Source organism: Acidisoma cellulosilyticum (assembly GCF_020621385.1).
GTDB classification, from domain to species: domain Bacteria; phylum Pseudomonadota; class Alphaproteobacteria; order Acetobacterales; family Acetobacteraceae; genus Acidisoma; species Acidisoma cellulosilyticum.
Map to the genome: position 1 here is coordinate 1 of NZ_JAESVA010000027.1, position 9,231 is coordinate 9,231.

Consider the following 9,231-nt stretch of genomic DNA (forward strand, 5'->3'; position numbering starts at 1 on the left):
GCAAAGGCTCAGTTTGCTGTCATGTTCGGCGAACGCCTCAAACGGGCAGCCGCATAGCAATGTTCGACAGCACCGGCCAAACACGAAATTCCTGACACTCCCGCATGAAAGGTTTTTTAATGACCGAAACCCGAGGTTCTTCAGATCGCGCGATGAGGGCGCGATATGGAGCCCCGCCTCCGTCCCCGACAGGTTCGTGGAATTCCACCCTTGATCTGCTGCTACGCCATCGTTCTGTTCGTTCCTACCTTAACGATCCTCTTCCGACCGGCTCATTGCAGTCACTCATTGCGGCCGCCCAATCGGCGGCAACCTCTTCGAACCTTCAGACATGGTCCGTGGTAGCAGTCATGGACAACGAACTAAAAAGCCGCTTGGCCGCAGTGGCTGCAGGGCAAAAGCACATCATGGAATGCCCACTGTTTCTTGTCTGGTTGGCAGACCTGTCACGGAATGAGCAGCTGGCCGACCAAAGGGGAATTTCACTCGAGGCGCTGCCATATCTCGAGACCTTTCTTGTAGCGTCGATTGATGCTGCACTCGCCGCACAGAATGCAGTTATTGCGGCTGAGTCACTTGGCTTCTCTACAGTCTATATCGGCGCGTTGAGGAACAACCCGACGGAAGTTGCTGACATTCTCAATCTGCCGTCTCGCTCGTTTGCGGTCTTTGGGCTGTGCGTAGGGTATGCCAATCCTGACGCTCTTCCCGACGTAAAGCCCAGACTGCCACAGAAAGCCGTTCTTAGTCATAACCAGTACGACAATGCCGTCGAAACGGAGATCTTCGAAGGCTACGACCAGACCATGGCCGCCTTCAGCGCGCGCAACGAAACGATGCGAACGACTTGGAAAGATCGCGTTTTTTCGCGTATGTCCAAAGTGTCACAACTTGCGGGGAGAGACCGCCTTCGCGATGCGCTCGCTCAGCTCGGCTTTGAGCTTCGTTAACAGCGGTCGTGATTGCGAAGACACATAGACGAAAAATTCTATGGTGCCCAAGTGGATCTATGTAACTTGCGCGTTGTTCAAAACACCCCTTACGAAGCTCCAAGTCGTTCGGCACCAAACAAGCCATACTTCATTCAGATGCCGAGCCAACCTAGCCAACAGAAGATGGGCACGGTCTAGATCTCGCGAGGTGAGCCTGGCTGCAGTGCCGGTTCGGCGCGGGCAAATGGCTCCATATCGTTACATCGCGCGATGATGCGGTCCAAGGTCGGGATATCGGCTACTTCGATCTTGAACACCTTAGCGACAGCCACGACACTCATGAGGCAGATATCGGCCATCGTCGGGTGGTCACCATGGCAGAAAGCACCGGTGGCTGCGTCCGCATATAACCGGTTCTCCATCGACTGGAGCCCGCGCGTGAACCAGGTAGTCTGCCAAGCGCGCCAAGCGGTGGCATCTAACCCACCAGGTCCGGTCAGATATTTCCGCACACGTGGCACGATCAGCGGATGTGTGTCGCTCGCCATAGACGCTGCGAGCGCCCGCACTCGCGCCCGCGCGTGCGCCCCTGCGGGCAGCAATGGCGGGAGAGGAAACTGCTCCTCCAAATACTCCATGATTGCCATCGATTGGGTGAGGGGTGGGTGATCGGGTTGGACTAACGCCGGTAACGTGCCCTGCGGATTAATGGCGAGAAAGGCAGGTGCGAACTGCTCCCCGTCTTCTAGGTTCACCTGAATTTCTTTGGCAGCAAGCCCTTTGAGGGCCAGGGCCACCCGGACGCGATAGGTCGCAGAGGAACGCCAGAAGCCGTAAAGCTCGAAGACAGGGTTGGTCATCAAACTGCTACGCTCTCGGAAAATCGGCAGATACGCTTGTTTCCTGCCAGGATTCAATCTCAGTGAGCGCAGCCCTGAGTTTCTTCGTGACCGTATGGTAGCCGATTGCGCCGAGGACCAAGTGGCGTGGCGGATTTTCAATTTCGGTTATCCGGATCATGATTTTGCCTGCACGCACAGGGTCGCCGGCCTGATCGCCGCTGACTTCGACGATGCCCTTCATCCGCGCGGTAACCGTGTCATTATAGTCGGGAATTTTGCTCCGAGTTTGAACGAGTGAACGACCAGCCCAATCAGTGCGGAACGGCCCGGGTTCGATGCAGGTGACCTTGATACCAAGCGGCCCACCCTCGGCCGCTAATGCGTCAGACCATCCTTCGACCGCATGTTTGCTAGCCGCGTAATAGCCGGAGCCTGGAAAACCAACGAAGCCAGCAACTGAGGTAACGTTCAAGATATGGCCCTTTCGGCGGTTTCGCATGCCGGGGAGGACCGCTCGCGTCAGCGCAAAAAGGCCGAAGACATTGGCGTCAAACTGGCTGCGGATCTCCGCGTCCACGCCCTCCTCGACAGAGGCCTGGTAGCCATAGCCCGCGTTATTTACGAGAACGTCGATCGCGCCAAACCTTGCCTCCGCTTCTCTCACGGCTGCGGCGATCTGCCCAGTATTGGTGACGTCCAAATCGAGTGCCATGGCCCGGTCCTCGGCGCCAGCTATGAGGTCCTGGACCCGAGCTTTGTCTCTCCCGGTGACCACGACTGTCCACCCACGGTTGATAACGAGCTTTGCAAGCTCCCGGCCGAAGCCGGTCGAGCAACCGGTGATAAGCCACACAGGAGAATCTTGCGACGCCATATCTTTCCCTTCTCTGTTAAATAAATCTGCACGCCGATCCGCAGCACTCACAAAGGGCGTAGTCAACCAGGAATGTCAATAAATATACTTAGGATAACTTTACTTCGCACCAACGATTGTTCTGCGTTTTGCTATGACCAGAGTCGGCTTTCACGGAATGTTGCGGGCGAGCAGCGCTCATCGCGTCGTTCTAATGCCATGCGCTAGATCGTATTATGGTTGCACGACCAACAAAATCTGCCAGCGATTGCGTTAAATCGTCACGACGATTTTTCCGACCTGTTGATTGGATTCCATAAATCGATGGGCATCTACCATTTCTTCGAACGGGAAAATCCGGGAAATAATCGGCTTGAGCTGCCCGGCCTCAACACCGCTCAGAACGAACTCCTTGCCTTGCTTCATGCGGTTGGGATCGCGGGTCAGAAAGGGAAGCGTGAACGCATGAATAGTCAAATTCTTGGCGAGAGCTGTAACGAGAGGGTAGATCGTAGGCTCCGTTATCATGATGCCGTACGGCACGAGAACGCTGTTCTCGCCGAGGGCGTTTATGATCGCGTCCATCGCGGGGCCGCCAATTGGATCAACGGCGAGGTTTGCCCCATTTCCATCTGTGAGGCGCATGACTTCCGTGGCGAGATCTTGCTCGTCGGTCACGACGACGCGAGAGGCTCCGGCCGCGAGCAAGGCATCTCGCTTTGCCGCGGAGCGGGTCGCCGCGATTGCGGTTGCACCGAGACTATTGGCGACTTGGATAGCCGCGAGTCCAACGCTGCTTGACGCTGCCGTGACGAGAACGGTCTCTCCGGCTTTCAGTCGTCCGTATTCCACTACTGCGCCATAAGCGGTGAGATATTGCATCCAAATCGAGGCTGCCTCTGGAAAGGAAAGGCTGGATGGATGTTTGACGACGGCGAAGCTCGGCACGATCGCCGCTTCTCCATAGACGCCGTATTGGTTTAAAGAGAAGGCTGGGATTGTGCTGACTTTGTCGCCGACTGAAAGATCGACCACTCCCGAGCCGACCGCTTCAATCTCCCCGGATGCCTCATAACCAATCTTTGCCGGAAGGAGAGCAACCTCGGGGTAAACCCCACGGCGAAACATGCATTCTGCACGATTGAGACCGAGTGCCCGAACGCGAATGCGAACCTCGCCTGGGCCGGGATTGCCGATGTCTAGCTCGTCGAATTGCAACACTTCGGGCCCACCCAAGCGGTGAAAGCGAACGACACGTGACATGAAAGATCCTTTGCAAATGGCCAGTTCTGCCAGAAACCGTCGGCCTAGGTATGGTTCTACAAGAGACGTCACGACAACGGTCTTGAGTGTTATGACCGATAGATGCCCGACAGCATAGGCCGGATATTTTAACGTTGGTTGTTCAAATGAAGGCTAAGCGGCACTCACCGCGCGTGGCTCTCCCGGTTCCCTATACGCTCCCACACAATGAGCTTGAATCCGCCGACTGTCTTTGGAGTTTCCTGAATGAGCTTCACGAACACATTGAATCCAATCGAATGGTCTAAGGAATGACGTCGGCATAGTTTTGGCGACTGAGATGCGTCGCAATCAGCAGACGCCCAAAGGCACGCGTCAGTTCTCCGGATGGACACAACCGCCGATCCGCGACGAAGATCGACCGTGGAACAATTGTCGAGACGTTGATCGAGATTGCAGGCAGTCGGAATGTTTCGGCCGCTCAAATGGCACTCGTTTGGCTTCAATATCCCTATTGGGATCAACGAGATAAGGCCGATGACCGCCTGGGTGGAGCCGACTTGAGTCTGCTCGCATCGTATATTTGAGGAAACGGTCGAAAAAGAAGAGTTGTGGCGTCAGTGCCCAGGATGTGCATCTGGAGATGAACTCCTACCGACCAATCATTGCAGATATTTTTCAGCGTCTACGCTGCACTTTAACTTGATCGTCAGGCTAATGCTGACAGTGCTCGGGCGAAGAGGGTTACACAGGTGTGCGTGCCTGACGCTGTCGCGTTCTGAGTTGGATTGATCATAAACGGCCCTACTTTCATGATGAGCTGGCCGTTAAACCGACGCACGGAACCCCGACGATCCCAGGAATTCAAGCATTGCCGGCGACCCACCAATATGTGAAGACTAGCGTAACATCGGTCAAAAGTAATCAGAAACCGGTTGGTTTTTGGGCCGAATGCCGCTCACATGCCCATTTCTGGCGGCGAGGGAGCCACAGGGTGGCATCGCCGAAAGGAAATGTTTAGGGTTTAGAGCAGCAAGCCCAACAATTTGGATATCCTCGAAAGTGACTGGCTATTGGCAGCGGCCCAATTAGAGGGTTTGTGCGTAGATGCTAACTCATGTTGGAGGCGAAATCCATTGATGTCGGGAGACAAGCCTACGCATGGCGAGGTCGGCGCAGAATCTTCTATGGGCGAGGGTAAACTCGTATCCGCTTCAGCGGAGTCAAAGACAGCTGAAGAAATGCTTTTCTGGATTAACTGCCTTGGGGCCGCCGTGCTGGTGGTCGAGAAGGACACCCTTTTCATACGTCACGCCAACGACTACGCCTCAACCTTCTTTCGGACAGGGCGTGATCAACTCACGAATCGTGTTGTAGGTGAGGTTATTGGTTTGGACGCCGAACAGATGCTCACGCAGATCTGGAGTCGATCGCCACTAGGAAGGGCCGGTGAAGCAGTCATAATTCATGGGCATTTGAGCGGTGAGCGACGGATGCTGATGGTCCAACTGAGCCGTCTCGTTGTGGACGGAGAAATGTTGCGTCTTTTCACTTTCACCGACGCTCCCCCGAAAGGATCTGTCGCTTTAGCCGGATGGCAGGACAACATGATGGACATCTTGAACTGGTTTCCGTTCGGATTTGAAATTGCGGATCACGACGACCAAATTCACTTTGCCAACGCCCATTGCCGCAGGCTTTTTGGCTATTATCAGCATGAGCTTGAGACGACTGCTGATTGGTGGCAGCTGGCCTATCCGGATCCAGCATATCGAGATTTTGCAAGGAGAAAATGGTACTCTGAAATAGAGACAGCCAGGTTGGAAGGCCGAGAAATGACGCCGTTCGATTTGGATGTAACGGCGGCTTCTGGCGAGATCCGGACAATTCAATTTCGCCATCGCACGATCGGCAATTTTAACATCAACTTGTTTCTCGACGTAACCCGCGAGCGTGCTTACGAACGTGAACTAAAAAGGCTGGCGGGAACTGACCCTCTGACCGGAGCCATAAACCGACGACTATTTTTTGAAGAGATGGAGACGATCTTCGAAGCAGATGGTCCCCGCTCTTTTGCCATTTTGATGCTAGATCTCGACCATTTCAAGAAAATCAACGATACCTACGGGCATGCGGTCGGCGACCTTGTGCTGCAACAGTTCACGAGCCGCTGCCTTAGCCTGTTGCGTGGTGGTGACCAACTAGCACGCCTTGGCGGGGAAGAGTTTGCGATCCTTCTTCCGCGGACCACTTACAAGACAGCAAGCAGCGTTGCTGAACGCTTGCGGGCAGGGATTGAAAGCCAGCCCTTCGAGATTCCGGGAGCAATGCTGAATATTTCCGTCAGTATTGGAGGTGTGTGTCGTTTACCTAACGATACGATTGACAGCGTAATGCTACGAGCTGACAACGCGCTTTATGATGCAAAGCATAGCGGCCGCAATCAGGTTGTCATGAAGAAAACTTAGTTAAACAGCAGCTTCCAATCGAAGTTGGATTGAGATTTTTTTGCCTTTCAGCAGATTGTCAATCTTGATCGCCTTACAGATAGCAGCGTCACACCCCCTATTTTCTGTCGCTCTAGGTGACGGATGGTGACGCGATGGCACCTTGAGTTTAGCTCCCGTTTCAAAAATGGAAATCAGCAGAACGCGCGCTTCGTGGTTGGAGCAGCAGACAGCGCCTAAGGTCCGCATATGGCCTTCCCGCTCTGCAGCACAACAGGGCAGGGCAGCCCATGTTTGTCGTCTTGCAGCACCGCCATCCTGACAACGATTGAAAGGTAGCGCCTTTGGCGGAGCTCGGAGCGGCGCGTCCGTGTCTAAGCAGTCGACAGCGCACCGACATTCGGTCTTTATCAGCAACATAAAAACACTCGCAGGAGCGGAAACATGAGCGGCACGCAGTCGGAGAAGAATTGGACAGGCAATGTCCTTGTGACAGGGGCCTCTAGTGGGATCGGCCGGGCCACCGCCCTCGCGCTTGCTGGGCGGGGCACGCGGGTTTTTGCCGCCTGTCGCAAACAGACTGATGCAGAGGCAGTTGCGGCCGAGGCCGTGACGGGTCGAATCGTTCCGCTCACCATGGATGTAACGGATCAGGAGAGCATCCGCACAGCCTGCGCAATCGTTCAAGCGGCAACCGGAAGTGACGGTTTGGACGGGCTTGTCAACAATGCCGGCATTGGCATTTCAGCGCCAATGGAGGTCATGGACCTCGCACAGCTACGCGCCATATTCGAGGTAAATGCCTTCGGGCAAATTGCCGTGATTCAGACCTTTCTGCCCCTGCTGCGCCCGAAGCGCGGGCGGATCATCAATCTCGGCTCAGTTGGTGCACGGATCACGATCCCCTTTGGCGGTGCGCTGTGCGGAGCCAAGGCGGCCTTCACCTCCTTCAACGATGCACTGCGTCTGGAGTTGAAGTCGGAGGGCATTCGCGTGTGCTTGATCGAACCCGGATCGATTAACACCCCGGCCGTGGAGAAAACGTTGGGTGGTATCGATCAGACGATCGCCCGCTGGTCTGAGCCCATGCAGCAGCGCTACGGCGCGGCTTTTCGTCGGTTCACGACCAAGGCAACGGCGCGCGAGGTGCGTGGAAGCCGGCCTGACGTGGTCGCTGAGGCAATCTGCCATGCGCTTGCCAGCAAGAGCCCAAAACTGCGCTATCCCGCAGGGCGCGACGCGCGGCTGCTAGCCACGCTTCCCCGACTGCTGCCGACGGCGGTGCTGGACAGTCTGCGTCTACGCCTGTTCGGGCTTACTGAGTTGGCATCGACGAAGACGCCCTAACAGTAATTGGTTACGATTAACTCCGGCGCACCGGGACAGGAAATCGAGAGAATTGACATAATGCATGTGATTGGCCCGCCCTTGGCCGGCCGGTGAGGCTGGCCGCCGAACTGGCCAGATACGGCCTCTCGATCCGGATCATCGACACCGCCTCCCATCTGCCCGATGTTGCGCACCCGCACGCGCGGCGGACCCATCGGATGACAGAACCGACGCGCCTTATCGGCTATTCCGTCGGCGGTCGACCGACGGAGAGAATTCTCGGGCAGCTGGGATTGCCGCAAAGCGACGACACGGTACTGCGCAGCCTAAAAGAAACCATCAGTATTCGCCGCATCAAGAGCCCAAGAGTTGTGGGCATTGATGACTGGAGCTGTTTGAAGGGGCGCCGATACGGCACAGTCATTGTCGATCTCGAAAGACGCGGCGTCGTCGATGTTCTGCCCGAGCACTCGGCCGACGCCACGGCGGATTGGCTCAGCCGTCGTCCTGAAATTGGGATTGTGAGCCGTGACCGATGCGGGCTCTATGCGCACGGACGGCGCGTGGTGCCCCTCAGGCGCGGCAGGTCGCGGACAGGTTCCACCTGCTGGACAATTTGCGCCTGACCATTGAGCAGCAGCTAAGCCACGAACAGCGGGGTGTGGAGCGTGCTCGGCTGCCACGTGATCCGATCACACCGGCGACGATGGCTGACTATCAGGGCCACGGTAGACAGCCCGAACTCGTTCGCCATCGCCATCTCGCGCGCAGCGGCCGCCGTGCGCAATGGCAGGCGATGTTCGATCGCCCTAAGGAACTGCAGAGAGCCGGCGGGACCGCCTCATCGATCAGGCGAGAGGTCGGCTTGCACTGGAAAACCACAACAAAATGGCTGTCCCTCGACGCCTTGCCGGAGCGCCGGGCCATGGCGCCCAAAGCAACGACGCCGGCAAAATTTGGGGACTATTTGGCAAAGCGATGGGCAGAGGGGCATAGGTCGGCCCGCCATCTGCTGCCGGAGCTGAAGGCTCGCGGTTACACAGGCAGCCAAACCCATCTGGAACGTCTGCTTGGCCAATGGCGGCGCGCAGACCACGCTGGCTTCCTAACAGATCTCGCTGGAGACAATACGGCCACCCTATCGCCTGGGGTGCTTCCGGTGCCTCCCATCCCCGCGGCATCGTTGTGTATCAAGCCGACGAAGTTGCTGACTGAAGAACAGACAGCGCGCGTGGCACTGTTGAAACAGGTGTCGCCAAGCTTTTGAACGATGCGCTGCCTTGCGATGCAGTTCCGCGGTATCTTACGTGCCAAAGAGCCAAATCGCCTCGATGGCTGGATGAATGAAGCACATCGCTCCGGCCTCTATGGCCTACGGCGATTTGCTCTGACTTTACAAAATGACATAGCCGCAGTTCGCAATGCTATCCGGGAACGTTGGAGCAATGGTCAAGTAGAAGGCCAGATCAACCGGCTGAAGACACTAGGTCACCGACTCATTATGACGCAGCCAGATGCGGATTGAGGCGAGCTGAACAGAGGCGAGGAAGTTGTCGTCTCGTTTGTCATACCGTGTTGCGACGGCA

The 9,231-nt window shown here is 56.3% G+C and carries 9 protein-coding genes; 6 read left to right on the plus strand and 3 right to left on the minus strand.

The window, feature by feature from the left end; genetic code table 11:
- Positions 1-152: 152 nt before the first annotated feature.
- On the plus strand, positions 153-950 hold the full coding sequence (locus tag ACELLULO517_RS28115; protein WP_227310833.1) for an NADPH-dependent oxidoreductase: 798 nt from the start codon (positions 153-155) through the stop codon (positions 948-950).
- 176 nt (positions 951-1,126) lie between these two features.
- Here the strand turns inward: ACELLULO517_RS28115 and maiA are convergent, their stop codons facing one another.
- The 3 genes from maiA to ACELLULO517_RS28130 form a co-directional block, all read right to left on the minus strand.
- Positions 1,127-1,792 carry a maleylacetoacetate isomerase gene (maiA, locus tag ACELLULO517_RS28120; RefSeq protein WP_227310834.1) on the minus strand — a complete coding sequence of 222 codons (666 nt, stop codon included), beginning with the start codon at positions 1,790-1,792 and terminating at the stop codon, positions 1,127-1,129.
- Between the two features lie 7 nt (positions 1,793-1,799).
- Positions 1,800-2,648, minus strand: coding sequence for an oxidoreductase (locus ACELLULO517_RS28125; protein WP_227310826.1), 849 nt, complete (start codon positions 2,646-2,648; stop codon positions 1,800-1,802).
- Positions 2,649-2,900: 252 nt separating this feature from the next.
- Positions 2,901-3,890 (minus strand): zinc-dependent alcohol dehydrogenase family protein, encoded by a 990-nt coding sequence (locus tag ACELLULO517_RS28130; RefSeq protein WP_227310827.1) that lies wholly within the window; start codon positions 3,888-3,890, stop codon positions 2,901-2,903.
- A 1,118-nt stretch (positions 3,891-5,008) separates the two neighbouring features.
- On the opposite strand from ACELLULO517_RS28130, the gene ACELLULO517_RS28135 reads away from it, so the two are divergent.
- The 5 genes from ACELLULO517_RS28135 to ACELLULO517_RS29160 all read left to right on the plus strand — a co-directional run bounded on the left by ACELLULO517_RS28135 (position 5,009) and on the right by ACELLULO517_RS29160 (position 9,170).
- Positions 5,009-6,337, plus strand: a complete 1,329-nt coding sequence (locus ACELLULO517_RS28135; RefSeq protein WP_227310828.1) for a sensor domain-containing diguanylate cyclase — start codon at positions 5,009-5,011, stop codon at positions 6,335-6,337.
- A 423-nt stretch (positions 6,338-6,760) separates the two neighbouring features.
- Positions 6,761-7,663 carry an SDR family oxidoreductase gene (locus ACELLULO517_RS28140; protein ID WP_227310829.1) on the plus strand — a complete coding sequence of 301 codons (903 nt, stop codon included), beginning with the start codon at positions 6,761-6,763 and terminating at the stop codon, positions 7,661-7,663.
- A gap of 92 nt (positions 7,664-7,755) precedes the next feature.
- Entirely contained in the window at positions 7,756-8,271 is a 516-nt protein-coding gene (locus ACELLULO517_RS28145) for a hypothetical protein (protein WP_227310830.1), read from the plus strand.
- Positions 8,262-8,912, plus strand: coding sequence for a hypothetical protein (locus tag ACELLULO517_RS28150; RefSeq protein ID WP_227310831.1), 651 nt, complete (start codon positions 8,262-8,264; stop codon positions 8,910-8,912). The genes ACELLULO517_RS28145 and ACELLULO517_RS28150 overlap by 10 nt, the downstream gene beginning before the upstream one ends.
- Positions 8,913-8,930: 18 nt before the next feature.
- Entirely contained in the window at positions 8,931-9,170 is a 240-nt protein-coding gene (locus ACELLULO517_RS29160; RefSeq protein WP_227310832.1) for a transposase, read from the plus strand.
- Positions 9,171-9,231: the final 61 nt, after the last annotated feature.

What these genes read in the sequence shown, in the direction of transcription:
- ACELLULO517_RS28115 (WP_227310833.1), top strand. Translation starts at nt 153, where the DNA reads ATGAGGGCGCGATATGGAGCCCCGCCTCCGTCCCCGACAGGTTCGTGG.
- maiA (WP_227310834.1), bottom strand. Translation starts at nt 1,792, where the DNA reads ATGACCAACCCTGTCTTCGAGCTTTACGGCTTCTGGCGTTCCTCTGCG.
- ACELLULO517_RS28125 (WP_227310826.1), bottom strand. Translation starts at nt 2,648, where the DNA reads ATGGCGTCGCAAGATTCTCCTGTGTGGCTTATCACCGGTTGCTCGACC.
- ACELLULO517_RS28130 (WP_227310827.1), bottom strand. Translation starts at nt 3,890, where the DNA reads ATGTCACGTGTCGTTCGCTTTCACCGCTTGGGTGGGCCCGAAGTGTTG.
- ACELLULO517_RS28135 (WP_227310828.1), top strand. Translation starts at nt 5,009, where the DNA reads ATGTCGGGAGACAAGCCTACGCATGGCGAGGTCGGCGCAGAATCTTCT.
- ACELLULO517_RS28140 (WP_227310829.1), top strand. Translation starts at nt 6,761, where the DNA reads ATGAGCGGCACGCAGTCGGAGAAGAATTGGACAGGCAATGTCCTTGTG.
- ACELLULO517_RS29160 (WP_227310832.1), top strand. Translation starts at nt 8,931, where the DNA reads ATGCAGTTCCGCGGTATCTTACGTGCCAAAGAGCCAAATCGCCTCGAT.